The 22,942-nt window shown below is 70.8% G+C and carries 28 protein-coding genes; 21 read left to right on the plus strand and 7 right to left on the minus strand.

Features of this window, described 5'->3' with window-relative positions; translation table 11 throughout:
- The first annotated feature begins 9 nt into the window (after window positions 1-9).
- Complete coding sequence (locus JK363_RS19955) at window positions 10-258, plus strand: DUF397 domain-containing protein (RefSeq protein ID WP_201876283.1); 249 nt, start codon at window positions 10-12, stop codon at window positions 256-258.
- 4 nt (window positions 259-262) lie between these two features.
- Here JK363_RS19955 and JK363_RS19960 read toward each other — a convergent pair whose 3' ends face one another.
- Complete coding sequence (locus JK363_RS19960; protein ID WP_201876284.1) at window positions 263-1,441, minus strand: 8-amino-7-oxononanoate synthase; 1,179 nt, start codon at window positions 1,439-1,441, stop codon at window positions 263-265.
- Between the two features lie 160 nt (window positions 1,442-1,601).
- Here JK363_RS19960 and bioB point away from each other — a divergent pair, with 160 nt between their 5' ends.
- The 4 genes from bioB to JK363_RS19980 all read left to right on the plus strand — a co-directional run bounded on the left by bioB (window position 1,602) and on the right by JK363_RS19980 (window position 5,675).
- The gene (gene bioB, locus JK363_RS19965; protein WP_201876285.1) at window positions 1,602-2,828 is read left to right on the plus strand and encodes a biotin synthase BioB; all 1,227 of its coding nucleotides are present in this window, start codon (window positions 1,602-1,604) and stop codon (window positions 2,826-2,828) included.
- A complete protein-coding gene (locus JK363_RS19970; RefSeq protein WP_201876286.1) occupies window positions 2,821-4,137 on the plus strand; it encodes an adenosylmethionine--8-amino-7-oxononanoate transaminase in 1,317 nt (438 codons plus the stop codon). Before bioB ends, JK363_RS19970 begins: the two co-directional genes overlap by 8 nt.
- Before the next feature lie 83 nt (window positions 4,138-4,220).
- On the plus strand, window positions 4,221-4,925 hold the full coding sequence (bioD, locus tag JK363_RS19975) for a dethiobiotin synthase (RefSeq protein ID WP_201876287.1): 705 nt from the start codon (window positions 4,221-4,223) through the stop codon (window positions 4,923-4,925).
- An 81-nt stretch (window positions 4,926-5,006) separates the two neighbouring features.
- Window positions 5,007-5,675: a class I SAM-dependent methyltransferase gene (locus tag JK363_RS19980; RefSeq protein ID WP_201876288.1), complete on the plus strand. Its 669-nt coding sequence runs from the start codon at window positions 5,007-5,009 to the stop codon at window positions 5,673-5,675.
- A 3-nt stretch (window positions 5,676-5,678) separates the two neighbouring features.
- On the opposite strand, the gene JK363_RS19985 is transcribed toward JK363_RS19980, so the two are convergent.
- Both JK363_RS19985 and JK363_RS19990 read right to left on the minus strand, forming a co-directional pair.
- A complete protein-coding gene (locus JK363_RS19985; protein WP_201876289.1) occupies window positions 5,679-6,050 on the minus strand; it encodes a fic family toxin-antitoxin system, toxin component in 372 nt (123 codons plus the stop codon).
- Window positions 6,047-6,274, minus strand: a complete 228-nt coding sequence (locus tag JK363_RS19990; RefSeq protein WP_201876290.1) for an antitoxin — start codon at window positions 6,272-6,274, stop codon at window positions 6,047-6,049. The genes JK363_RS19985 and JK363_RS19990 overlap by 4 nt, the downstream gene beginning before the upstream one ends.
- Window positions 6,275-6,376: 102 nt before the next feature.
- Between JK363_RS19990 and JK363_RS19995 the strand changes: the two genes are divergently transcribed.
- The 5 genes from JK363_RS19995 to JK363_RS20015 all read left to right on the plus strand — a co-directional run bounded on the left by JK363_RS19995 (window position 6,377) and on the right by JK363_RS20015 (window position 11,303).
- Window positions 6,377-7,186 (plus strand): ABC transporter ATP-binding protein, encoded by an 810-nt coding sequence (locus tag JK363_RS19995; protein ID WP_201876291.1) that lies wholly within the window; start codon window positions 6,377-6,379, stop codon window positions 7,184-7,186.
- Window positions 7,187-7,267: 81 nt separating this feature from the next.
- Window positions 7,268-8,167 (plus strand): LLM class F420-dependent oxidoreductase, encoded by a 900-nt coding sequence (locus tag JK363_RS20000; RefSeq protein ID WP_201876292.1) that lies wholly within the window; start codon window positions 7,268-7,270, stop codon window positions 8,165-8,167.
- Between the two features lie 80 nt (window positions 8,168-8,247).
- Window positions 8,248-8,673 carry a GNAT family N-acetyltransferase gene (locus tag JK363_RS20005; protein WP_201876293.1) on the plus strand — a complete coding sequence of 142 codons (426 nt, stop codon included), beginning with the start codon at window positions 8,248-8,250 and terminating at the stop codon, window positions 8,671-8,673.
- A 210-nt stretch (window positions 8,674-8,883) separates the two neighbouring features.
- A complete protein-coding gene (locus tag JK363_RS20010) occupies window positions 8,884-10,302 on the plus strand; it encodes a hemolysin family protein (RefSeq protein ID WP_201876294.1) in 1,419 nt (472 codons plus the stop codon).
- On the plus strand, window positions 10,299-11,303 hold the full coding sequence (locus tag JK363_RS20015) for a hemolysin family protein (protein ID WP_201876295.1): 1,005 nt from the start codon (window positions 10,299-10,301) through the stop codon (window positions 11,301-11,303). Before JK363_RS20010 ends, JK363_RS20015 begins: the two co-directional genes overlap by 4 nt.
- Before the next feature lie 40 nt (window positions 11,304-11,343).
- Here JK363_RS20015 and JK363_RS20020 read toward each other — a convergent pair whose 3' ends face one another.
- The gene (locus tag JK363_RS20020) at window positions 11,344-11,568 is read right to left on the minus strand and encodes a hypothetical protein (protein WP_176186502.1); all 225 of its coding nucleotides are present in this window, start codon (window positions 11,566-11,568) and stop codon (window positions 11,344-11,346) included.
- An 87-nt stretch (window positions 11,569-11,655) separates the two neighbouring features.
- Window positions 11,656-11,874: a hypothetical protein gene (locus tag JK363_RS20025; protein WP_236075946.1), complete on the minus strand. Its 219-nt coding sequence runs from the start codon at window positions 11,872-11,874 to the stop codon at window positions 11,656-11,658.
- Between the two features lie 126 nt (window positions 11,875-12,000).
- Here JK363_RS20025 and JK363_RS20030 point away from each other — a divergent pair, with 126 nt between their 5' ends.
- A complete protein-coding gene (locus JK363_RS20030) occupies window positions 12,001-12,783 on the plus strand; it encodes an SGNH/GDSL hydrolase family protein (RefSeq protein WP_201876296.1) in 783 nt (260 codons plus the stop codon).
- A gap of 135 nt (window positions 12,784-12,918) precedes the next feature.
- On the opposite strand, the gene JK363_RS20035 is transcribed toward JK363_RS20030, so the two are convergent.
- Together JK363_RS20035 and JK363_RS20040 are read right to left on the minus strand one after the other, a co-directional pair.
- On the minus strand, window positions 12,919-14,163 hold the full coding sequence (locus JK363_RS20035) for a site-specific integrase (protein WP_201876297.1): 1,245 nt from the start codon (window positions 14,161-14,163) through the stop codon (window positions 12,919-12,921).
- Window positions 14,156-14,635 carry a helix-turn-helix domain-containing protein gene (locus tag JK363_RS20040; protein WP_201876298.1) on the minus strand — a complete coding sequence of 160 codons (480 nt, stop codon included), beginning with the start codon at window positions 14,633-14,635 and terminating at the stop codon, window positions 14,156-14,158. The genes JK363_RS20035 and JK363_RS20040 overlap by 8 nt, the downstream gene beginning before the upstream one ends.
- Between JK363_RS20040 and JK363_RS20045 the strand changes: the two genes are divergently transcribed.
- The 10 genes from JK363_RS20045 to JK363_RS20090 all read left to right on the plus strand — a co-directional run bounded on the left by JK363_RS20045 (window position 14,625) and on the right by JK363_RS20090 (window position 20,795).
- Window positions 14,625-14,957, plus strand: a complete 333-nt coding sequence (locus JK363_RS20045) for a helix-turn-helix transcriptional regulator (RefSeq protein ID WP_201876299.1) — start codon at window positions 14,625-14,627, stop codon at window positions 14,955-14,957. The two genes, JK363_RS20040 and JK363_RS20045, sit on opposite strands and share 11 nt — an antisense overlap.
- Window positions 14,954-15,178 (plus strand): DNA-binding protein, encoded by a 225-nt coding sequence (locus JK363_RS20050; protein WP_201876300.1) that lies wholly within the window; start codon window positions 14,954-14,956, stop codon window positions 15,176-15,178. Before JK363_RS20045 ends, JK363_RS20050 begins: the two co-directional genes overlap by 4 nt.
- The gene (locus JK363_RS20055) at window positions 15,175-15,732 is read left to right on the plus strand and encodes a DUF2742 domain-containing protein (RefSeq protein WP_201876301.1); all 558 of its coding nucleotides are present in this window, start codon (window positions 15,175-15,177) and stop codon (window positions 15,730-15,732) included. Before JK363_RS20050 ends, JK363_RS20055 begins: the two co-directional genes overlap by 4 nt.
- Window positions 15,729-16,862 carry an AAA family ATPase gene (locus tag JK363_RS20060; protein ID WP_201876302.1) on the plus strand — a complete coding sequence of 378 codons (1,134 nt, stop codon included), beginning with the start codon at window positions 15,729-15,731 and terminating at the stop codon, window positions 16,860-16,862. Before JK363_RS20055 ends, JK363_RS20060 begins: the two co-directional genes overlap by 4 nt.
- 301 nt (window positions 16,863-17,163) lie before the next feature.
- A complete protein-coding gene (locus tag JK363_RS20065) occupies window positions 17,164-17,454 on the plus strand; it encodes a hypothetical protein (protein ID WP_201876303.1) in 291 nt (96 codons plus the stop codon).
- A gap of 229 nt (window positions 17,455-17,683) precedes the next feature.
- Window positions 17,684-17,995, plus strand: a complete 312-nt coding sequence (locus JK363_RS20070) for a hypothetical protein (RefSeq protein WP_201876304.1) — start codon at window positions 17,684-17,686, stop codon at window positions 17,993-17,995.
- A 5-nt stretch (window positions 17,996-18,000) separates the two neighbouring features.
- Window positions 18,001-18,642: a hypothetical protein gene (locus JK363_RS20075; RefSeq protein WP_201876305.1), complete on the plus strand. Its 642-nt coding sequence runs from the start codon at window positions 18,001-18,003 to the stop codon at window positions 18,640-18,642.
- Window positions 18,643-18,651: 9 nt separating this feature from the next.
- Window positions 18,652-19,260, plus strand: a complete 609-nt coding sequence (locus JK363_RS20080) for a hypothetical protein (RefSeq protein ID WP_201876306.1) — start codon at window positions 18,652-18,654, stop codon at window positions 19,258-19,260.
- Window positions 19,257-20,099: a hypothetical protein gene (locus JK363_RS20085; RefSeq protein WP_201876307.1), complete on the plus strand. Its 843-nt coding sequence runs from the start codon at window positions 19,257-19,259 to the stop codon at window positions 20,097-20,099. The genes JK363_RS20080 and JK363_RS20085 overlap by 4 nt, the downstream gene beginning before the upstream one ends.
- 267 nt (window positions 20,100-20,366) lie before the next feature.
- On the plus strand, window positions 20,367-20,795 hold the full coding sequence (locus JK363_RS20090; protein ID WP_201876308.1) for a hypothetical protein: 429 nt from the start codon (window positions 20,367-20,369) through the stop codon (window positions 20,793-20,795).
- The last annotated feature ends 2,147 nt before the right edge of the window (window positions 20,796-22,942 follow it).

The following is a 22,942-nucleotide window of genomic DNA, read 5'->3' on the forward strand; positions in this document are numbered from 1 at the left end:
GGGGGCTCCATGTCCGCACTGTCCGCCACATCCGCCACATCCGTCGACCCCGGCGGCTGGCTGCGCAGCAGCTACAGCGTCGGCATGAACAACTGCGTCGAGACAGCCCGGCTCGGTTCCGGACTGCTCGCCGTGCGCGACTCGAAGAACACGGCAGGCCCCGCCCTGCTGTTCACCCCGTCGAGCTGGACCTCGTTCCTCGAGGGCCTGTCCGGCGGCGGTTTCGGCCCCGGCCTTTCCCACCCCGCCGGGAGTTGATCCGTCAGGCGGTCGGCGCGGTCTCCAGGATCACGCCGACCGCCTGCTCGATCTGCTCATCCGTCAGATCCGCGCGGGCGGTCAGCCGCAGCCGGGAGATGCCGTCGGGGACCGACGGCGGGCGGAAGCAGCCCACCAGCAGCCCGGCCGCACGGCAGTCCGCGGCCCATTGCACCGCCTGCTCCGGCGACGGAGCCCGCACCGAAACCACCGCCGCGTCCGGCCGCACCGCGGAAAGCCCCGCGGCGGTCAGCCGTCCGTGCAGCGCGGTGGCGACCGTACGCGCGCGGGCGGCCCGTTGCGGCTCCCGGGCCAGCAGCCGCAGACTCGCCAGCGCCGCGCCCGCCGCCGCCGGGTTCAGACCGGTGTCGAAGATGAAGGTACGGGCGGCGTTGACCAGATGCTCGATCACCCGGGCCGGGCCCAGAACCGCCCCGCCCTGGCTGCCCAGCGACTTCGACAGGGTGGCGGTGACCACCACCTGCGGCGCGCCCGCGAGTCCGGCCGCGTGCACCGCGCCGCGCCCGCCCTCGCCGAGCACCCCCAGCCCATGGGCGTCGTCCACCACCAGCGCCGCGCTGTGCGACCGGCAGGCCGCGGCCAGCGCGGGCAGCGGGGCGGCGTCGCCGTCGACGGAGAAGACCGAGTCGGTGACCACGAGCGCCCGGCGGCCCCGCCCCCCGCCTGCCTCGTGGCCCTCGGCGTCCAGCACCTTGCGTACGGCGGCGGGGTCGGCGTGCGGCACCACCTCGACCTCGGCGCGGGAGAGCCGGCAGCCGTCGATGAGCGAGGCGTGGTTGCCCGCGTCGGAGACCACCAGCGCATCACGGTCGCTGAGCGCGGAAACGGCGGCCAGATTCGCGGCGTATCCGGACGAGAACACCAAAGCCGCCTCGAAGCCGCAGAACTCCGCGAGTTCCTCCTCCAGCGCGGCGTGCAGCTCGGTGGTTCCGGTGACCAGCCGTGATCCGGTGGACCCCGCGCCCCAGCGCCGCGCCGCCTCCGCCGCGGCGGCCGTGACCTCCGGATGCCGGGCCAGCCCCAGATAGTCGTTGCTCGCCAGGTCCAGCAGCGGGGAGTCGGCGGGGCGGGGGTTCAGACGGCGGACCAGTCCGGCGCGGGCGCGCCGCTCCCGCTGGGCGTCGATCCACTCGAACGGGTCGTCCTGCCGGTCCTCGGCCATGCGCTCTCCTCGCCTTCCACGGGGCACCAACTGTGGGGTCCGGATAGAACGTAGTCCTCTCCATGCGTGGTCACGGTGTGGCAATACCCACACCCCCAACTCGCGGTCTTGTATGGATCCTCCTTTGCCGGGAGCGGTGGCGTAGGACAGGATCGGCGCCATGGACCTGCTGAACACGCTGGTGGACAAGGGGCTGCGGCGCGAATCGCCGACCCGCGAAGAGGCGCTCGCCGTGCTGGCGACCTCCGATGACGATGTACTCGATGTGGTGGCCGCCGCGGGCAAGGTGCGCCGCCACTGGTTCGGGCGGCGGGTGAAGCTCAACTATCTGGTCAACCTCAAGTCGGGCCTGTGCCCCGAGGACTGCTCGTACTGTTCGCAGCGGCTCGGCTCGACCTCGGAGATCCTCAAGTACACCTGGCTGAAGCCGGACCAGGCGGCGGCCGCGGCGACCGCGGGGGTCTCGGGCGGCGCCAAGCGGGTGTGCCTGGTCGCCAGCGGCCGCGGGCCGACGGACCGGGATGTGGACCGGGTCTCGCAGACCATCGCCGCCATCAAGGAGCAGCACCAGGATGTGGAGGTCTGCGCCTGCCTCGGGCTGCTGTCCGAGGGCCAGGCGGAGCGGCTGCGGGACGCCGGTGCCAACGCCTACAACCACAACCTCAACACCTCCGAGGCCACCTACGGCGACATCACCACCACCCACACCTACGCCGACCGGGTCTCGACGGTGCAGCAGGCCCAGGCGGCCGGTATGTCCGCCTGCTCCGGGCTGATCGCGGGCATGGGCGAGACGGACGAGGACCTGGTCGACGTGGTCTTCTCGCTGCGCGAGCTGGACCCGGACTCGGTGCCGGTCAACTTCCTGATCCCGATCGAGGGCACCCCGCTGGCCGGGGACTGGAACCTCACCCCGCAGCGCTGTCTGCGGATCCTGGCCATGGTGCGGTTCGTCTGCCCGGATGTGGAGGTGCGGCTCGCGGGCGGACGCGAGATCCATCTGCGCAGCCTCCAGCCGCTGGCCCTGAACCTGGCGAACTCGATCTTCCTCGGCGACTATCTGACCACCGAGGGCCAGGCCGGCAAGGAAGACCTGGCGATGATCGCCGACGCGGGCTTCGAGGTGGAGGGCACCGACACCACCACCCTGCCCGAGCACCGCGCCGACGCGCTCGCGGCGGCCGCCGGAGGCTGCGGCTCGCACGCCGGGGCGGCGGGGGGCTGCGGTTCGCACGGTGCCGAGGGCGGGGGCTGCGGTCCGTGCGGTGACCCCGCGTCCGAGTCCGAGGCCGAGCCCGCCGCGGTGGCGGCGCGCGAGGAGTCCCACGCCGATCTGGTCGCGGTGCGCCGCCGGGGCGTGGGCACGGATCTGCCGCCCAATGCCTGAGCCGCTGTCCGCCGGTGAGCTCCGGGAGCTGGACCGGCAGCACGTCTGGCACCCGTACGGCCCGATGCCCGGCCGTGAGGATCCGCTGGTGGTGGAGTCCGCGTCCGGGGTCCGGCTGCGGCTGGCCGAACCGGTCGAGGGCGTCCGGGAGCTGGTGGACGGGATGTCGTCGTGGTGGTCGGCCATCCACGGCTACAACCACCCGGTGCTCAACGAGGCCGCGCGCGGCCAGCTGGGACGGATGAGCCATGTGATGTTCGGCGGGCTCACCCATGAGCCCGCTGTCCGGCTGGCCACCCGGCTGGTGGAGATCACCCCCGAGCCGCTGCGCCATGTCTTCCTCGCCGACTCCGGTTCGGTGTCGGTCGAAGTCGCGGTCAAGATGTGCCTCCAGTACTGGCGCTCGCTCGGCCGTCCGGAGAAGCGGCGGATGCTGACCTGGCGCGGCGGCTACCACGGCGACACCTGGCAGCCGATGGCGGTGTGCGACCCGGATGGCGGGATGCACCGGCTGTGGTCGGGGGTGCTGCCCGAGCAGATCTTCGCGGACGCCCCGCCGCCCGGTTTCGACGCCGACCCGGACCCCGGCTACGAGGCCCAGCTGCGCGACCTGGTGGCCCGGCACGCCCATGAGCTGGCCGGGGTGATCGTGGAGCCGGTGGTCCAGGGCGCGGGCGGGATGCGCTTCCACTCCCCCGCGCTGCTGCGGCTGCTGCGCGAGGTGTGCGACGAACACGACGTCCTGCTGGTGTTCGACGAGATCGCCACCGGCTTCGGCCGGTCGGGCGCGCTCTTCGCGGCCGATCACGCGGCGGTGAGCCCCGATGTGATGTGTCTGGGCAAGGCGCTGACCGGCGGCTATCTCACCATGGCCGCCACCTTGTGCACCGCGCGGGTGGCGGAGGGCATTTCGCGCGGTGAGGTGCCGGTGCTGGCCCACGGCCCGACCTTCATGGGCAATCCGCTGGCCGCGGCCGTCGCCAACGCCTCGATCGATCTGCTGCTCGGCTACGACTGGCGGCAGGAGGTCAAGCGGATCGAGGCGGGGCTGCGCGACGGGCTCGGGGACGCGCTCGAACTGCCGGGCGTCCGGGACATACGGGTACTCGGCGCGATCGGCGTGGTCCAGCTGGACCGTCCGCTCGACGCGGCGGGCATGGCCGCGGCATCCCGGGCCGCGGTCCGCGAGGGCGTCTGGCTGCGGCCGTTCCGCGATCTGCTGTACACCATGCCGCCGTACATCACCGGCGACGACGACCTGGCCCGGATCTGCGCCGCGGTGCGGGCGGCCGCGACCGCGGCGGGCTGACGAACGGACAGCCGCGCCCCGCCGCCCGGCGGATCTCCTCCTCCGGACGGCGGGGCGCGGATCTCAGCGAAAGGCACGGACAGATGTCAGTACTGGTCGTCTCGGGCACCGGCACCGAGATCGGCAAGACCGTCACCACGGCGGCCGTCGCCGCCACGGCCCTGGCCCGCGGCCGGTCGGTCGCGGTGCTCAAGCCCGCGCAGACCGGGGTCGGCGCGGACGAACGGGGCGACGCCGCCGAGGTGGCCCGGCTCGCCGGACAGGTCACCACCCTCGAACTCGCCCGCTACCCCGAGCCGCTGGCCCCGGACACCGCGGCGCGCCGCTCCGGACTTCCGACGGTCCGCCCCCATCAAGTGGCGGAGGCGGCCGAGAAGCTGGCCACCGAGCACGATCTGGTGCTCGTCGAGGGCGCGGGCGGGCTGCTCGTACGCTTCGACGAGGAGGGCTCGACGCTCGCCGACGCGGCCCGGCTGCTGGCCGCCCCCGTCCTGGTCGTCGCGCATCCGGGCCTCGGCACGCTCAATATGGCCACGCTGACCACGGAGGCGCTGACCGCCCGGGGTCTTGACTGCCCGGGGCTCGTCATCGGCAGCTGGCCCGCCGACGCCGATCTCGCCTCCCGCTGCAATGTGACCGACCTGCCCGCGTCGGCGGGCGTACCCCTGCTCGGCGTCCTGCCGGAGCGGGCCGCCGCGCTCGGTCCCGCCGACTTCCGCGCCGCGGCGCCCGGCTGGCTGGCCCCGCAGCTCGACGGCACCTGGAACCCGGCGGCGTTCACGGCGTAGCCTCACCCCCGTCCTGGGCAGAATCCCCCTACCGGTCCTCGACCGTTCCGCTGGAAAATCCGCTGGAAAAGGGGGATCCCGATGCCCATCCGCCGCCGCACCGCACCGCCCGACACCGTGCACCACCCGCTCTTCGCCCGCTGCTGGGACCGGCTCAGCGCCGTGGCCGACGAGCGGGGCGGGGTGGCGGAGCTGCGCGGCGAGCTGCTGTCCGGGCTGTCCGGCCGGGTCATCGAGATCGGGGCGGGCAACGGCCGGAACTTCCCCCACTACCCGGAGACCGTCTCCGAGGTCGTCGCCATCGAACCGGAGCGCCATCTGCGGCGGCTGGCCGCGCGGGCGGGGCTGCGGGCGGCTGTCCCGGTGGATGTGGTGCCGGGGGTGGCGGAGGCGCTGCCGGTCAAGAGCGAGGCGTTCGACGCGGCGGTGGCGTGCCTGGTGCTGTGTTCCGTACGCGATGTGCCGCGCGCCCTGGCCGAGCTGATGCGGGTGCTCAAGCCCGGCGGGGAGTTGCGTTTCCTGGAGCACGGCCGGGCGGACGGCCGGGTGATGGCCACGACGCAGCGGGTGCTGGACCGTACGGTGTGGCCGCTGATGTTCGGCGGCTGTCACACCGCGCGGGAGGTGCGGGCGGAGCTGGCGGCCGCCGGTTTCGAACCGGCCGGGCACCGGCGCTTGCGGGTGCCGGAGCGGGGTGTGCCGCTGCCGACCTCGCCCTGTGTGCTGGGGACGGTCCGCCGCCCGGCGTAAGCGCTACACGCTCCAGCTGCGCAGTTCGTCGGCGATGGTGCGGACATCGGCGGTGCCGTCCTTGACCAGCCGGGCCAGATCCCGCACCCGCTCCGGCGAGGTGGCGATCTTCAGCCCGCTCGCCACGAGATAGGCGTAGGCCACGGCGGAGGCGAACAGCGCGTTGCCCCGCTCCAGGGCCGGGACCAGCAGCAGCAGTTGCAGCAGCGCGGCGGCCCGCTCCTGGGGGTCGGTGTAGACGGGAGTGCCGAATATCTCCGCTTCATGGCGGCTCACGGCGGCCACCAGCGCGCCGTAGTCGGTGACGCGCGGATCCCCGGGGGTGTGGTGTTCGGCAATCATCAGCAGCCAGGCGAGATCGATACGCACGGTCAAGGGCGGGGCTCGCCCTCCTTGCCGAACTCCTCGTCGAAGACGGCGCGGTACTGCTTCATGAAGTCGGCGGCGGCGGCCACGAAGGTGTGGCCCGCCTCGCCCGCGTCCTGGCGGACCAGCTCCTCGATATAGCGGTTCATGCTGATCCCCCGCTGGAGGGCACGCTCCCGGGCCACCTCGGCGGTGGCCTCGTCGACCCGTACGTTCAGCTGTGTCTTCGCCACACGGCCACGCTAGCGCATATTTGCTAGCGCCTTCAAGGGCGCGCCAGGGCGGCCGGATCCTTACCATCGAGGTCTGAAACCGTTCCGACACGGGGAGGCAAGGTGTCCACACCGGCGGCGACGAAGACGGACGGATTCGCGGAGGGCGGAGCCCGCGCGGCGGCCCGCGCACGCTCTCTCACCAAGGCGTACGGCGTGGGCGAGACAGCCGTGATCGCCCTGGACGCGGTGGACGTGGAGATCGAACGGGGCCGATTCACGGCGGTGATGGGCCCGTCCGGATCCGGGAAGTCCACCCTGATGCACTGTCTGGCGGGGCTGGACACGGTCTCCTCGGGCCAGGTGTGGCTGGGCGGCACCGAGATCACGGGCCTCGACGACCGGCAGCTGACCCAGCTGCGCCGGGACCGGGTGGGCTTTGTGTTCCAGTCGTTCAATCTGCTGCCCACGCTGAACGCGGCCGAGAACATCACGCTGCCGATGGACATCGCGGGCCAGAAGCCCGATCCCGCGTGGCTGGACCGGGTCATCGACACCCTCGGGTTGCGGGACCGTCTGAAGCACCGGCCCGCCCAGCTGTCCGGCGGCCAGCAGCAGCGGGTGGCCTGCGCCCGGGCGCTGGCCTCCCGCCCCGACCTGATCTTCGCGGACGAGCCGACCGGCAATCTGGACTCGCGGTCGGGTCTCGATGTGCTGGGCTTTCTGCGGGAGGCGGTCGACGAACTCGGGCAGACGGTGGTGATGGTGACCCATGACCCGAGCGCCGCCGCCCACTCCGATCTGGTGATCTTCCTCAGCGACGGCCGGATCGTGGACCGGATGGATCGGCCCACGGCCGAAGCGGTGCTGGAGCGGATGCAGATCTTCACCCAGACCTCCGCGCCCGGGGCCGGACCGGATTCGCTGGACTGAACCCGCACCGGCCCCCTCGCCGCGCCAACCGGAGCCGGTCTCCGGTACGTTGATCACCATCGTGATCCTGGAGGGGGATGTATGACCAGGCCATTCCGTTTCGGCGTCAATCTGCTCGCACTGGAGTCGGGTGAGGCATGGCGGACGAAGTGCCGCCGGGCCGAACAGCTCGGCTACGACGTGCTGATGGTGCCCGACCACCTCGGTATGCCCGCGCCGTTCCCGGCCCTGGTGGCCGCCGCCGAGGTCACCGAGCGGCCGCGGCTCGGCACCTTCGTACTCAACCTGGGGTTCTGGAACCCCGCGCTGCTCGCCCGTGAGGTGGCCACCTGCGACGCGCTCACCGGCGGTCGGCTGGAGCTGGGGCTGGGCACCGGCTACGTCAAGACCGAACACGACAGCGCCGGGCTGCCGTTCGGCTCGCCGAAGGAGCGGGTGGACCATCTGGCGTACACCGTGGGCGAGTTGGAGCGGCTGTTCGGCGACCCCGAGCAGCAGCCACGGCCCGCACAGGCACCGCGCCCGCCGCTGCTGCTGGGCGGCAACGGCAACCGGCTGCTGCGACTGGCCGCGCGCCACGCGGACATCGCGGCCTTCACCGGGGCGGCGCAGGCGCCCGGACAGCCGCCCGGCACCATGGACCTGATCAGCCCGGAGGCGCTGGAGGAGCGGGTGGCGGCCTACCGGGGCTTCGCCGCGGAGGCGGGCAGGCCCGCCGACGGCGCCGAGCTCAACTATCTGATCCAGGTGGTCGCGGACAGCGGTGACCGCCGCGCCACCGCCCGCGACCTGGGGCGCTACGGACCGGAGCTCAGCGAGGAGGAGTTGCTGGCCCACCCCGCCCTGCTGCTGGGCAGCCCCCAGGAGATGGCCGACCAGCTGAGGGCGCACCGTGAGCGGTTCGGCTTCTCGTACTTCACCGTGCTGGAGCCGAACATGGAGGCGTTCGCCCCGGTGATCGAGGAGCTGCACGGCAGCTGACGGACGGGGCGAGCCCGCCGGTCGATCCGCGCGGAAAAGCCCGTCGACGCCGCGGCCCGCCCGATGATGGGATGCCTGCTGTGAACGATCTCCGGATACGGGCCGCGACCCCCGACGACCTCGATGCCGTGCTCGCCTTCTGGCAGCGGGCGGCCGAGGGGGCGAGCATCAGCGACGACCGGGACGGGGTGGCCCGGCTGCTCGCCCGGGACCCGGAGTCGCTGCTGCTGGCCGAGCGGGACGGAATTCTCGCCGGAACCGTGATCGCGGGCTTCGACGGCTGGCGCTGCCATCTGTACCGGCTGGCCGTCCACCCCGGCCAGCGGCGGCGCGGGGTGGCGACCGCGCTGCTGAAGGCGGCCGAGGAGCGGTTCGTCGCACTCGGCGGGCGCCGCGGGGACGCCATGGTGCTCAAGGAGAACGCACTCGCCCATCACGCGTGGAGCGCGGCGGGCTACGCCCCCGAGCCGCAGTGGAGCCGCTGGGTCAAACCCCTCGGCTTCTGACGGCTCACCGCCCGCCCAACCTCGGCACTTTGCTCGTCCTTTACCATGGACGCAGGACATGGTGCTCCGATGCGCCGTGGTCTTGTCGACCCTTCAGCCTTCAGCCGAAAGGTGTGAGCGTCCGCCCATGGGCGAGCCTCCCAGTAGTCCCCGGAGCCGACATCGCGCGTTCCTTCCGTCCCTGCCGGATCATGGGACGGAGGTGAACCGATGACCGAAGTCCTCCTCCTGGCCGTGGCGCTCCTGCTGGCGCTGGCCTGTGGCGCCTTCGTCGCGGCGGAGTTCTCGCTGACCACGGTCGAGCGCAGCGAGCTCGAGCGGGCGGTGGAGCGCGGGGAGCGGGGCGCGGCGAGCGCTCTGAAGGCCGTGCGGAGCCTGACCTACCAGCTCTCCGGGGCACAGCTCGGCATCACCGTCACCAACCTGATCGTCGGCATGCTCGCCGAGCCGTCGGTGGCCGCCCTGCTGGCCGGGCCGCTCACCGCGATCGGCGTCCCGGCCTCCGCCGTCCCGTCGGTCGCCCTGGTGACCGGGACCGCGCTGTCCACCGTGGTGCTGATGGTGGTCGGTGAGCTGGTCCCGAAGAACTGGGCGATCTCCCGGCCGCTGCCGGTCGCCAGGGCCGTCGCCACCCCGCAGCGGGTCTTCAGCGCCGTGTTCCGCCCGCTGATCACCCATCTCAACAACACCGCCAACCGCACCGTGCGCCGGATGGGTCTTGAGCCCGCCGAGGAGCTGGCCTCCGCTCGCGGACCGCAGGAGCTGGTCGCGCTGGCCCGGCACTCCGCCAAGGAAGGGGCGCTGGAGGCGGACACCGCCGAGTTGTTCGTCCGCACCCTCAATCTGGCCGGGCTGACCGCGCAGAGCGTCATGACCCCGCGGGTGCAGGTCATCGCGCTGGACGAGCGGGCCACCGCCGAGGACGTGGCCAACGCGACCCGCGCCACCGGACTGTCCCGCTTCCCCGTCTACCGCGGCAGCCTGGACGCGGTCGCCGGTCTCGTCCACATCAAGGACGTTCTGGCGATCCCCGCCGAGGAGCGGATGCGCCACCCGGTGTCCGGGCTGGCGCGCGAACCGCTGTTCGTCCCCGAGTCGCTGACCGTGGACCGGCTGCTGGACCGGCTGTCCGCCAAGCGCAGCATGGCCGTGGTCATCGACGAGTACGGCGGTACGGCCGGTGTGGTCACCCTGGAGGACATCGTCGAAGAGGTGGTCGGCGAGGTCCGCGACGAGCACGATCCGCATGAGACCCCCGATCTGGCCCCGGCGGGCGAGGACGCGGAGGGCCACCCGCTGTACGACGCGGACGGCTCGGTCCGCGTCGACCAGCTGGAGAAGGTCGGGCTGCGGGTGCCCCCCGGCCCGTACGAGACGCTGGCCGGGCTGCTGGCGACCGAGCTGGGCCGTATCCCCGCCGTCGGAGACCGCGTCGAGTCGGCGGGCTGGCGGCTGGAGGTGGTGAACGCGGCGGGCCACCGGGCCGCCCGGGTCCGGCTGCGGGCACCGCTGCCCGGTGCGGACGAGGGCGCCGAGACGGCCGAGGACACCAGCGGCGGCGGCAGGGCCACCGGCCGGGGCCGCAGGCGCTCCGGTCGCACCAAGGGTGACAAGGGGGCGGGCCGATGACCGCGGTGCAGGTGATGATCGGTCTGCTGACACTGGTCGTCAACGCGTTCTTCGTGGGCGCCGAGTTCGCCCTGATCTCGGTCCGGCGCAGCCAGATCGAGCCCCATGCCGAGCGGGGCGACCGGCGGGCGCGCGCGGTGCTGTGGGGCCTGGAACATGTCTCCGCGCTGCTGGCCGCGGCACAGCTGGGCATCACCCTGTGCACCCTGGTGCTGGGCGCCGTCGCGGAACCGGCCATCGCGCATCTGCTGGAGCCGGTCTTCCACGCGGTCGGGCTGCCCCTGGGGCTGGTCCACCCCGTGTCGTTCGTGATCGCGCTGAGCCTGGCGACCTATCTGCACATGCTCTTCGGCGAGATGGTGCCGAAGAACGTGGCGCTGGCCGAGCCGGTGCGCACCGCGCTGATGCTCGGCCCGCCGCTGGTCGGGCTGGCCCGTGCGCTGCGTCCGGTGATCTTCGCCATCAACGCCTTCGCCAACGGTCTGCTGAAGCTGTTGCGGGTGGAGCCCAAGGGCGAGGTGGCGGCCACCTTCTCGGACGATGAACTGGCCCGTATGGTCTCGGACTCCAGTGAGGCCGGGCTGCTGGACGGCCGGGCCACCGAGCGGCTGCGGGAGGCGCTGGAGCTGGGCCGCCGCCGGGTGCGGGACGTGGTGCTGCCCATGGAGCGGGTGGTCTCCGCACGGCTCGGGGTGACCCCCGAGGAGCTGGAGGAGCTGTCGGCCAGGTCGGGCTTCTCCCGGTTCCCGGTGGTCGACGACTCCGGGCGGATCACGGGCTATCTGCATGTGAAGGACGCGCTGGACGCCCGGCCCGGCGATGTGCCCTTCCGCCCGGACCAGCTGCGGCCGATTCCCCAGGTGCGGTCCCGGACACCGCTGGACGACGTGCTCACCGCGATGCGCGACAGCCGTACCCACCTCGCGGCGGTGATCGGCGCGGAGGGGCGGCTGGAGGGGCTGGTGACCATGGAGGACGTGCTGCGCGAGCTGGTCGCCTGAGCCCGCGCCGGGGCGGTCCCCGCGAGGGCCGCCCCGCCCCTCACTCCTCGGCCCGTCTGGACTCATGGGCGATGATGCACGCCTGCCAGTGCGCCAGCGCCTCGGCCCGGCCGCCGCCGCTCTCCTCGGCCACGGCCAGCAGCGCGTCAGCGGCCATCGCGGCGAGCCGGACCGCGACCCGGCACACATCGCGCGTCTCCAGCGGCTCCAGCAGGGCCGCCGCGCCCTCTCCGTCGTCCGCGAGCGCGGCGGCGACGATGGCCATGGTCGTTCGGTCGCATTCAAAGGCATCCACGCCGAGCACACTGCCCCGCCGGGCCCGGAGGGAACCCGGCACGGTCCAACCGGGCTATCACCCCTGGGGACGCGGCCCCGGCCGGGTGGCGGACGGGTCGTAACGGAAGACGACGTACTCGATCCGGCCGATCACCTTGACCCTGGTCGTACGCCGGTACAGCTCCGGCGGCCGGAAGATGTTGTCGTCGAAGATGTCCGCGCCGGGCGCCACATTCCAGCTGACGGTCGTCCCGTTCCGCGCGCCGCCCTCGAAGTAGATGTGGGTCATCGCCATGCGGCTCATCATGCTCGCGACCGGCGGCCCGCGCAGCACACCGGCAGGGGAACACCCGCGCGAAGCGGAGATGAGGTGGATATACCGACCGGGCGGTCTGGAGCTCGGGATAGGATCGTCCGCGCCATGCAGACGAACATCACCTACACCAGCTTCGCCGCCCTGGGCGACTCCTTCACCGAGGGCATGTCCGATGAGCTCCCGGCCGGCGGCTACCGCGGCTGGGCGGATCTCCTCGCCGGGCGGCTCGCCGCCCGCACCCCCGGCTTCCGCTACGCGAACCTCGCGGTGCGCGGCAAGCTGATCGGCCAGATCGTCGACGAGCAGACCGGTCCGGCGGCGGCGATGGGCGCCGATCTGGTGACGCTGGTCGGCGGGCTGAACGACGTACTGCGGCCGAAGTGCGACGTCGGCCAGGTATGCGCACTGCTGGAGGAGGCCGCGGAGCGGCTGGCGCCGAGCTGTGGGCGGCTGGTGCTGATGCGCAGCCCGGGGCGGCGCGGTCCGGTGCTGGTGCGGTTCCGGCCGCGTATGGAGCAGCTGTTCTCCTTCATCGACGAGCTGGCCGTGCGCCATGACGTGACGGTGGTGGATCTGTACGCCTCCGAAGCGCTGGGCGACCCCCGGATGTGGGCCGACGACCGGCTGCATCTGAACGCCGAGGGGCACCGCCGGGTCGCCGAGGCCGTGTGGCAGGCGCTGGGGCACGAACCGGAGGCCGACTGGAACGCCCCGCTGCCACCGCCGGTCCGGCCCGGCTGGGTCGCCCGGCGCACCTCCGACGCACGGTTCGCCCGGGAACATCTCGGGCCCTGGGTCGTGCGGCGACTGACGGGCCGTTCCTCGGGCGACGGACGCGCTCCCAAGCGCGCCGAGCTGCTGCCGTACCCGGCGCCGGGCGAGGGCTGAGCCCGCCGCCGACGGGGGCCGGTCTGGCCTGCGCGTTCGGCCAGTAGACTCTGTGCACTGTTCTACGGGCAGAACAGTTCCCGCAGGTCACGCCGCATTTCAAACCCTCACGTAGAGATCGAATCTCACAATCTCTCACGTGAGGGCTTTTTGATCTCCCCCGTGGAAGAGGTCGAGAGCGTCAGCCGCCGGCCTCATGTCCTCGGCTTCGATCTCCACATACTTCCGCTTCGTGAAAGCCGCGTTGGTGTGCCCGGCCCACGCCGCGAGGATGACGTCCGGCACCCCCGCCAACGCCAGCGCCTTCAACACCGAGTGCCTGGCGTCGTACAGCCGCACCTGACGCAGACCGAGTTCCCGCATCAGCCGGTACGCGTACTCCCGCAGCTGTCGCGTGTTGAGCGGCATGCCGAGTTCGTCCACGACCACGTACCCCGTGAAGGTGTACGCCTCGCCCGCCGCCTCCCGCTCCGCGGCCTGGAGCGCCCGGAACTGGCGCAGCGCCTCCCACGGCCCGCGGGGCAGCGGCAGTGACCGTTCCCCGGACGCGGTCTTGGTGTCCTTCTCGAGAACCCGGTGGTTACCGATCATCGTCCGCGTGATCGTGATGTTGATGACCCCGAGCTCGTCAAGGTCGAGGTCACTCCACCGCTGCCCGCACACCTCGGCCGGGCGCAGACCCATCAGCGACAGCAGCAGCGGCGCGAACAGCCGGTCCTGGGCAATGCCACGAATGAAGGTCCGCACCTCGGCCACGGTCCATGGCTTGGGCTTGTCGCGCTCCCGCTTGTCGGTCTTCTTGTCCATGAGCGCCACCCGCACGTACTGGGCCGGGTTATTGGCGATCAACTTGCGGACGACAGCCCGGCCGAGCGCTTCCTTGAGCCGGATCAGAACGCCATCGACCGTGGACACTGCCAGACGAGTGCCAGGCTTTCCCCCACGGCGCCGGCCAGTCGCCACCACCTCGTCAATGCAGTCCTGGATGTGGTCCTCGGTGAGTTCCTGTAGACGGACGTGGCCAAGCCGGTCGCGGACGTGCACCAAGGCCAACTGGTAGGCGCGGATCGTGGTCTCTTCCACGTCCCGCCGCTTGTACTCGAGCCACTGGTCGAGCCACTCCCCCAGCGTGATCTTGTTAGGGGCAACGAACGTACCGGCCGCACGCTCGTGCAGGATCCGGTCCCGTTCGGTGCGGCACTCCTTCGCGGTGTCCCGCGTAATGGTGAGCTGCTGCCGCTTCAGGAGCGGCTCACCGGTCTCGGGATCGGTCAGCACCTCACCCGTGTCCGGATCCCTGAGCGGAGCACTACCGGCATCAACCATCAGCCGGTAACGCACCTTCCCGCTCGACAGGACGATGCGCTTCGGTTCAGCCATCCGCCGCCCCCAGCTGCATTCGTCGGCCAGCAGGCCGCGCATCCACCTGGAACTGGAGGATCGCGCCCGTCGGGTCACCAGGCTTGACCTGCTCGATGGGCATCTCGCCATCGACCCAGTCCCAGGCCCGGTCCGCACCCACCTCACCGACACCAGTGATCTTGACCATCTGTGACGGGTCGTCGGTCAGCGGCAGGAGCAGAGCCGAGGGGTTGACCCGCAAGGCCACAGCCAAGGCCGCCAGGTCATCGACATCAACGCGTCGAACCTGCTTGGCGTCCGGCTTCGCGCCGTTCTCAATCTTGTTGATCGCATCCTGGCTGAGGCCGCGACCTGCCTTTTCAAGTGCTTCGGAAAGGGCACGCAAGCTCATTCCTCGCGTTGCGCGTAGCCGCTTCACGTTCGCGGCTACTGCTCGTCCGGTGGGTCCCAACTCGATACGTCCTGTCGTCATGATCTCGATGCTATCCATCGAGATCTTCTCGATGATCCTCGGGATCTTGCGGAAGCGCCCAATGGGCCGTACCCTCGCAATCATCACGTCACGTCACTGGATCACGCAAGTATTCATCGAGAAAAACTCGAAAGGAGCAGGGATGAGCTCGAAGCTACTCAAGCCGAAGGAAGTCGCCGCACTGCTGCGCGTGTCCGTCGGCACCCTCGCAAACTGGCGACACCAAGGGGTCGGTCCCCGGTACCTGAAGTTGTCCCCTGCGGTGAACGCGCCCGTCAGGTACAGGGATGAGGACGTCATCGCCTACATGCGGAGCAGCGAGCAGGGGGTGGCGGCATGAGTAAGCCCCAGCGCCCCACGCTCGCCGAGATCCGCAGCAAGTGGCCCGCCACCGTGGCCATCACGAAGGCCGCTGTCGCCATCGGGTGCAGCTCCAGCTACCTGTACGACCAGATCAGGAAGGGCGCCAGCCCGGTCAAGACGATCCCGGTCGGCAAGCGCCGTGTGGTCGTCACCGCGGACCTGGTGCGCCTCCTCTCCGGTGAGGAGCGCGCTGCATGACCTTCCAGAACGCAAAGACGCCCCGGGTCGTAGCCGGGGCGTCTCAAGAAGTCCACGGTGGGACGGACCCCACCGTAGCGCAGGTGCGTCGGAGGCGTGAAGCCGCCTCACGGTGCGAGCCACTGGAGTGCGGCCACCGCGACCCCCTCGACTGCGACGCGGAAGCCTGCGGCGAACAGCCCGACGAGCAGTCGGCCAGTCCCGATCCGGAGCCGACCGTCGACCCGTTCGACTTCGTGAAGCTGTGGGCCGACGCCAAGGCCCTGTTCTTCACGGGCGACTTCCCCGAGTACGGCTCCCAGGCGTGGCGCGGCCTCGGCCCCGACGACCCAGCCCGGCTCGCCGCCGCCCTCGACGCCGCCGAGAAGTGGCGCAAGTACGGCGATGACGCCACCTACTGGCTCGAGGAAGCGAGCAGGCCGCGACCCCCTGTCTGGCAGCGCCCCACCTACGCCGAACGCGAGCAGGCATGGCAAGACATGCTCGCCCGCAACGGACCCGAATGGACCCAGCGGCGAGCCGCCACCGACAAGCAGCAGCCGGAGGCGGCATGAGCGATCCGACCGTTGCCTACCTCCAGGGGCCGCCCCCGGACGATGACCTGTGGGCAGGCTTCCAAGGGGATCCGACCGGTCCGAGAGCAGTGGGCAGCACCTCCGACGAGTACTTCGACGCCCGCGTGCGGGCCCTCGAGGGCGAACTGCTCGACTCCGCAGCACTCGACAGCCTCGAACCACTCGAACCGGTCGTCACCGACGTCCTGTTCAAGGACACACTCGCCCGCATCTACGGCGCATCCGGCACCTTCAAGTCGTTCATGACGCTCGACTTCGCCGGATGCGTCGGCAGCGGCATCCCCTGGCACGGGCAGGACGTCACCCAGGGCCCCGTCATCTACCTGGTGGCCGAGGGCATCAAGGGCATCCGCAAGCGCGTCCGCGCCTGGGAACAGCACCACGGCCGCAAGATGACCGGCGTCTACTTCCTGCCCCGCCCCGTACAGGCCCTCGACCCCGAATGGGGCGTGCTCGTCGAACTATGCAGGCGCCGCAAGCCCGCGCTCGTCGTCATCGACACCCAGGCCCGCGTCACAGTCGGTATCGAGGAGAACAGCAACACCGAGATGGGACGCGTAGTCGACCGCATGGAGCAGCTGCGGGCCGCGTCCGAGGCGTGCGTCCTGCTGGTGCACCACACCGGCCACGACAGCGACCGCGGCCGAGGCGCCACCGCCGTCAAAGGCGCACTGCAGACCGAACTCGGCGTCGAGCGCAAGGGCAAAGGGCTGCTCGACACGCAGATCACGCTCAAGACCGGCAAGCAGAAGGACGACGAAGAACTCGGAGACATCGTCTTCGGACTCCACCAGATCACCCTGAACGGGGAAGCCAAGGAAGACGGCAGCCCCGTGACGTCCGTCGTCCTGGTGGCGCTCGACCCCGTGGCGCAGCCGCAAGCCCGCACTGGGCATCAGGGCCGGGTCGAGGAGATCGCGGCCGTCCTGGACGCGGAGAGCGTGCCCGTCGACTGGGGCCGCGAGCGGGTCCGGCACAGGTGCACCGCGCTCGGAATCCAGGCGCGGAACGACCTCCTGAAGGAGGTCATCGAGTACCGGAGAAACCGGGCAAATCACCTGTCCCCAAACCTGTCCCCGGATCTTGAGGGGACGGGACAGCATGAATAGGACAAATCACCTGTCCGGATCTTGGGGACAGGTTTTCGAGAAACCGCAGGTCAGACCTGTCCCGGACAGGTCGGGGACAGGTCGGGGACAGGGCATGTTGGACCACCTGTCCCCGGTCCCCTCCTCCTTTAGGGAGGGGACAGGTGGGACAGCCCCGGCCCCGGACCGTCCCCGGCGGGGGTCAAAAGCGCAGCAACAGCAAGAGGTGATCAAGGGCCAGGGCCGTCAGCTGACCGCGGCCCCTGCCCCTACTCCTCCTTGCCAGCCATCAGGAACCGCGACCACAGAGCGGAGAAAGCCGATGAACGTTGAGGACCGCATACGGCAGCAGATCGCCGCCGCCCGGCGGCGGCGGGAGGCCCGTCGGCAGCAGCGGGCCGAGTTCGCCGAGAACCGGGGCTACAGGCTAGCGACCCGGCACCGGCGCAAGCTGCGCAGCCTTGCTGCGGACAGGGCGTCCGCAGCAGACACCCCCCAGCAGGTTTTCAGGGGTTCCCCTGAAATCCCCGGCGAACCAACCGTGGAGGTTGACCGCGCAGGTCAGCCGGTTTTCCCGGGATCCCGGGAAAACCTCGCCGAGGAGGACGAGTGAGGCGCCGCCGGCCGCCGTACACCGGGCACTACTGCGCATCCTGCGCCCGGCCGCTCCGGCGCGCTCAGTACTGCGTGTGTCCCCTCGGCTGCGGTGCCCGGCTGTGCCGTACCGCCCAGTGCGGGAACCAGCACGCTCCCCGCAACTGCCCGAGCTGGCAGACCAGCCGCGGGCTCCTCGACGCGTCATGACCCCAAGCACGAGTCACCACACTCCGAAGGACAACCTCATGCCCCAGACCAGCAAGAAAGCCGCTCCCCGCCCGACCAAGGCGCCAACTCCAGACCTGGACACCACACCCACTACCGGTGTGCTGTGCGGGCAGGAACTCGAAGTGCTGCCCGTGTCCAAGTGGCGATCCAGCACCATGAACGCCCTGCAAAACGGCGACCTCGAAAGCTGGGCCCATGCCGCCCTCACCCCCGAGGGCTACGAGACCTGGCAGGAGATCGACCCCACGATGGAGGAGATCGCCGAGTTCTTCACCTCCATGAACGGACAGCCCGGCATGCCCAACCGGGCGGCCCGCCGGGCGCGGTGATCAGCGTGGCCGCGACTCAGGAATGGCTGGGTGTCCTGGACACCGTGCAGTACCACTGGCGCCTTCTCGACGACGACTATCAGGCGGCCCTCGCCAAGAACCTGTCCCAGGACATCGCCGAACTCCGGGTCATCGGCGAAAGGCGCCTGGCCTGGTACCTGGATCGCGCCCACCCCAACAACCGGGCAGCCATGCTGTGGGAAGCCTGGGAGAGCGGCAAACTCCTGCCCCGCGTGCTCGCCGGCTTCCTGGGCACCACCTGTTTCCTCGGCGGGCTGTCCACCCTCTCAATCGACCAGTGGCGCACCCTCGCCGACGCCGCCGGATACACCCAAGACGGCCGACAGTACCGCCGCCCAAGCCGACCCATCGAACTCTGGCGCGGGGCCGTCCGCGGCGGAGCGTTCTGGACCTCGTACATCGAGTTCGGGCAGATGTACCAGGAACGGCGGCCGGGAGCCCGCCTGTGGCGCACCGTCGCACCGCCCGAGGCTCTGCTGTGTCGCAACGTGTGGCTCAACGACGGCTGGGATGAGTTCGTGGTCGACACCCGCGGGCTGACGATCCACCAGGCCGAGCCAGCCGAACCGCTCACCCTCGAGCCCAAGACCCCTCGACCCGACCACATCCCTGCGAATCACTTCTAGGAGAACGCCATGACCCCCGAGCAGATCCGCCAGGCATACAACCGCAAGATCGAAAGCATTCGTGCCCGGCAAGACCTCACCCCGCAGGCCAAGCAGGTTGCCATGGCCCGCGCTCACACGGCCACCGTCACCAAGCTCAACGACGCGTACCAGGCCGACCGGCAGCAGTACGAGACCCGCCGCGCCACCCTGGAGAAGCGGCTCTACGGCAACCGGGAACTCACGGGCGCCGACGCCATCAGCGCCCGGGACGCCCGCGAACGCGCCGCCCGGTACACCCACCCCGACGAGGCCATGGCCGCCTACCAGCGGGCTCAGCGCGACGGAGACCGCGACATGATGCGCGCCCTCGGCAGCTGGGCCGCCGACCAGGCCGCCATCCCCGTCCTCGGCGACGCCTGGCGCCCCCTCGTCGAGCAGCACGCCGCAGCCACCCCCGGCTACGCCGCCAACCTCGAAGAGCTCCGCTCTCTCCGCGAGCCCGGCACCTACGACGACACCAGCTACCTCACACCCGCCGTGCCGTCCGAACTCGGACGGATGAGCGTCCACCAGGTCGCCATGCTCGCCGACAGCGACCTGACCGTGTACGGCAACGACGCACCGGAGGCAGCGTGATCGACTTCGGCCACGACACAGGCAAGGCACAAGCCGCCGTCACCGCGGCCCGGCGCCGCAAGCTCCCCGTACCGGCAGAGATCGACGCCACGGCCGCCATGTGGCAGGTCGTCATGGACGCCGCCCACAAGCGGGTGCCCGACCGGCCCGGCCGCGACGACGTACCCGCCACCGCGGAGGAACTGGCCGCGCTCATCGAGGAGCGGGCACGGCGGCACAGGGAAGCCGAGTCACTGCGGTACGTCTCCAGCGACTTCAAGGAACCCGTCTCCAGGCGCTACAACACCCTCGTCCGCGAGCAGGCGCCCAAGTGGATCGCCGGACTACAGCCCACGTTCCTCGCCCTCACCAAGACCCTGACCGTGCAGGCGAAGAAGCTCCCCGGACACCTCGACGTGCGCACCCTCGACTGGCGCGACCCCGCGGTATCCGGGCCGTGGGAGCGGGCAGAGTCCGCAGCTATCCAGCTCGACCAGCTCGTCGCCGACCGGCAGATCATGGCGCGCGCCGTCGGGCAGGACCTCGGCCGCGACGCTGAACTGTGGGCAGTCGCCAAGCTGGCCAAGGACCCAGAGGACGCCGACGTGTTCGGTCACAAGCTGCGCGACCAGGTCGGGCCAGCACTCCGAGAATGGCGCGACCTGCGCCACCAGCCGACGTCACGCTGGCTGTGCATCGCACGCTCACCACACCTCGAGCTGTCGCTCGCCACACCAGGCGAGGTCGAGCAGCGGCAGGCCACCATGGGCCGCTGGCACGACGCGGTACAGGTGATCATGACGTCTGGTCTGTCACGGCAGCAGGCACAGCAGGCAGTCGAGCAGGCACTGCGAGCGTGACCCATGAACGTCGGCGTCAACGGCACCTCGCAGCGGCAGGGCATGACCGCGGCGAGACCGATGGTGAACAGCGGTCATTCAGCCGCCGCGACCCACCAGCGCCGACCACGGCCCGGACGGCAACGCGCCAGCCGTCCGGGCCAGCACAAACCAGGACCAACCACCCTGGCGGGAGATCCCCGTACCCGATCTTGCAGGGATCGGGACCGTATACCTGTCGCCTGTCGCTGCATCGCAGAAACGTTGGATTTACCAGGGAGGCCGATCGTGGCTGACGACGAGAACACCCCCACACCGGCCCCTGACGGGCTCGGGGAGCGCGGTTTGAGGCTCTGGACGGACACTGTCGCAGAGCTGGAGATGGACCCTGACGAGCTGCTTCTGCTGGAGGAAGCGGCGCATCTGGCGGACGAGCTGGACGAGATGGGCACCCTGCTGGCGAACTCGGCGATGCTGTCGACGGGTTCGCGCGGTCAGGTGGTCGCCAACCCGCTGATCCGCGAGATCCGCGGGCATCGTCTGGCCTTGTCGCGCATTCTGCGGCAGCTGGGGGCGACTCGGCCCGGGGAGGACGAGCAGGAGCGGCTGACGCCCTCGCAGCGCGGCCGTAAGGCGGCGATGGCCCGGCATCACGGGGCGCGTTCCCTGGCCCCGGTACGTCCGATGTGGCCGCCGCGGGAAGGGGATGCGTCGTGAGTCGGCTCCGTGCCCGCCAGGGGTCGTCGGAGATGCCGCGGCACGTCTTGGAGTTGCAGCCGGACCGGTACTGGGAGGCGGCGGCGAGCTATCTCGAGAACCATCCGGATGACACGTTCTGGGCTGCGATGGCGGTGTGGCGGGCTTTCCTCGCGGAGCGGCGGGAGTGGCTGCGGGATCACGGTGTTCCCCGGCGCGTTGACGGCCGCGACACCCTGGGTACGCCTCGGCCGCCGTTTGCGTGGGTGCGGTTGACGTTCGGTACTCCAGAGCCGCGGTGGCCGTCGTGAGCCGTCGCCGGCGACCGTCTGCCGCCCATATGCCCGTGTGTCTGGCCCGGTTCGACTGGCGGGAGTGGCGTCGGCCGGCCCCGGCCGACCATCCGGCCCCGTCCTACGTCGAGTGGTACCTCGGGTTGCTCGACTGGCAGGAAGCGAGGGATGCATGGCTGGCCGGCCAGCCGGTGCTTCTGCCGCCGGAGCGGCCGTTGCCGGACCCGCTCCCGTACACGGGCGTTCTGCCGCCGCTCGGCGCGGCCCGGCCGCTCCGGAACGATGTGCCTGCGGATCATCAGGGGCGGCGCATCGCGACGTACCACCGTCACCGGTCGTCTTAGGTGCGGGCCCCTGTCCAGCACGGTTCGTCCGCAACGGCTGACCCGGCTATGGCCCGACTATGACCCGTCTAGATCATGGTCGGGCCTCGGTCCGTAGACGGGCCTCAGACGGCCCATAGACGGCCGTTAGCCGGGTCATAGTCGGGTGACAAGTCGGGGCATTCCGGGTGCTCAAGCCCCTGCTCAGCCCTGCTCAGAAATGCTCCGCCGCAGGTCAGGACTGCTCAGGCTGCTGCTCAGCGGCTGCTCAACTCGCTCGCTGAGCAGCCCGTGAGCAGGGCTTGAGCAGGCGCCCACCTGCGGATACGCCACCCTGAGCAGGGCCGAGCAGGGGGATGATCAGGGCATTTCGGGTGTCCACCTACCCGTCCCGACCCCGCCCCAAGGCCGTCCCGACCCCGTCCAGCAGCCGGGGGTGTCCGTGACTGTGGACGCCCTCGGGACGGGCCTGGGACGGGGGTTGGCCGGGGTCGGGCGGGGGACGGACGGGACATTTTGGTATGGCGTGACCCCTGACAAGGTATGGATCGTCGCAGGTCAAGGTCTGCCACCAGGTCTGACAACCCCTGACAGAATCATGATCAACCGTCAGACCTTGTCAGGGGTGCTGGCAGGGGTCGACCTGCGGCGATCCACGCGCTGTCAGGGGTCTGTCAGGGCTACAAATCCGGGCAAACTGGCCGTGACGTCCGCGTGACAGCGGGCCGGGTGCGCGTGACGCGTCACGCGCCCGTCACGCGCACTGTCGCGCGCTCCACCTGCGGTGTCACGCGGGCGTCACGCCCGGACGAACCAGGTCGAACTACCCGTGATGGGGGCGTGATGGCATCACGGGGTCGAGGCCCGGAATCACGGGTCCATCACGCCCACACCAGGCGTGATCACGCCCGCATCACGGGCACTTTGCCCCTGTATGCCCCCCGGACGCGCGTCCACTATGTCCTGGACATCCCCTGGACAGGGGGTGGACGCGACCCGGGTCATGTCCGGGTGCTGTCCGCCCTGCTGTCCGGGGTCAAATCGGGACATGTCCACCCGGTGTCCGGGTGGCGCAGACCCGGCAGAACCCCGGCGGGCACCCGGCGGACTGGTGGTCAGCCTGACCATCTCGCCGGGTCCGTGCCGGGTGTCTGCCGGGCTGCCAGCGAGGACGAGGAGGGTGCGGCTATATGCCGCACCCCTGGCGGACCTCAGCAGGCGATCATTCACTCCCCGTGACAGGTGAACTCTCAGGGTGCTACGCGCGCCCGTGCGCGCACGGGCCAGTCACTGACTTCCTTTAAGGAGGTCTGTCAGATCCGCGCGCGCACGGGCCGATCCCCGCAACTGAAGTCCTTTGTCTGTGCCGGACTCCGCTGGCCCCACCCCACCGGATTCAGCTGGCCCCACCAGGTGTTCGACTGCCGGGCCGGTGGAGGGTCGGCGCACAGGCGCAGCCAGCGAGAAGAGGTCGGAAGGGGCAGGGGCGACCGGTCGGCTGCCAGTTCGAGGGGTGGGGCCAGAACAGTCCGGCGGGGTGGGGCCGCTGAAC

Source organism: Streptomyces coffeae, from assembly GCF_016741875.1.
GTDB classification, from domain to species: domain Bacteria; phylum Actinomycetota; class Actinomycetes; order Streptomycetales; family Streptomycetaceae; genus Streptomyces; species Streptomyces coffeae.

Excerpts from the sequence above, each read along its gene's own strand:
- JK363_RS19955 (WP_201876283.1), top strand. The coding sequence starts at position 10 with ATGTCCGCACTGTCCGCCACATCCGCCACATCCGTCGACCCCGGCGGC.
- JK363_RS19960 (WP_201876284.1), bottom strand. The coding sequence starts at position 1,441 with ATGGCCGAGGACCGGCAGGACGACCCGTTCGAGTGGATCGACGCCCAG.
- bioB (WP_201876285.1), top strand. The coding sequence starts at position 1,602 with ATGGACCTGCTGAACACGCTGGTGGACAAGGGGCTGCGGCGCGAATCG.
- JK363_RS19970 (WP_201876286.1), top strand. The coding sequence starts at position 2,821 with ATGCCTGAGCCGCTGTCCGCCGGTGAGCTCCGGGAGCTGGACCGGCAG.
- bioD (WP_201876287.1), top strand. The coding sequence starts at position 4,221 with ATGTCAGTACTGGTCGTCTCGGGCACCGGCACCGAGATCGGCAAGACC.
- JK363_RS19980 (WP_201876288.1), top strand. The coding sequence starts at position 5,007 with ATGCCCATCCGCCGCCGCACCGCACCGCCCGACACCGTGCACCACCCG.
- JK363_RS20000 (WP_201876292.1), top strand. The coding sequence starts at position 7,268 with ATGACCAGGCCATTCCGTTTCGGCGTCAATCTGCTCGCACTGGAGTCG.
- JK363_RS20010 (WP_201876294.1), top strand. The coding sequence starts at position 8,884 with ATGACCGAAGTCCTCCTCCTGGCCGTGGCGCTCCTGCTGGCGCTGGCC.
- JK363_RS20015 (WP_201876295.1), top strand. The coding sequence starts at position 10,299 with ATGACCGCGGTGCAGGTGATGATCGGTCTGCTGACACTGGTCGTCAAC.
- JK363_RS20020 (WP_176186502.1), bottom strand. The coding sequence starts at position 11,568 with ATGGCCATCGTCGCCGCCGCGCTCGCGGACGACGGAGAGGGCGCGGCG.
- JK363_RS20025 (WP_236075946.1), bottom strand. The coding sequence starts at position 11,874 with ATGGCGATGACCCACATCTACTTCGAGGGCGGCGCGCGGAACGGGACG.
- JK363_RS20030 (WP_201876296.1), top strand. The coding sequence starts at position 12,001 with ATGCAGACGAACATCACCTACACCAGCTTCGCCGCCCTGGGCGACTCC.
- JK363_RS20035 (WP_201876297.1), bottom strand. The coding sequence starts at position 14,163 with ATGGCTGAACCGAAGCGCATCGTCCTGTCGAGCGGGAAGGTGCGTTAC.
- JK363_RS20045 (WP_201876299.1), top strand. The coding sequence starts at position 14,625 with ATGCTATCCATCGAGATCTTCTCGATGATCCTCGGGATCTTGCGGAAG.
- JK363_RS20040 (WP_201876298.1), bottom strand. The coding sequence starts at position 14,635 with ATGGATAGCATCGAGATCATGACGACAGGACGTATCGAGTTGGGACCC.
- JK363_RS20050 (WP_201876300.1), top strand. The coding sequence starts at position 14,954 with ATGAGTAAGCCCCAGCGCCCCACGCTCGCCGAGATCCGCAGCAAGTGG.
- JK363_RS20055 (WP_201876301.1), top strand. The coding sequence starts at position 15,175 with ATGACCTTCCAGAACGCAAAGACGCCCCGGGTCGTAGCCGGGGCGTCT.
- JK363_RS20060 (WP_201876302.1), top strand. The coding sequence starts at position 15,729 with ATGAGCGATCCGACCGTTGCCTACCTCCAGGGGCCGCCCCCGGACGAT.
- JK363_RS20065 (WP_201876303.1), top strand. The coding sequence starts at position 17,164 with ATGAACGTTGAGGACCGCATACGGCAGCAGATCGCCGCCGCCCGGCGG.
- JK363_RS20070 (WP_201876304.1), top strand. The coding sequence starts at position 17,684 with ATGCCCCAGACCAGCAAGAAAGCCGCTCCCCGCCCGACCAAGGCGCCA.
- JK363_RS20080 (WP_201876306.1), top strand. The coding sequence starts at position 18,652 with ATGACCCCCGAGCAGATCCGCCAGGCATACAACCGCAAGATCGAAAGC.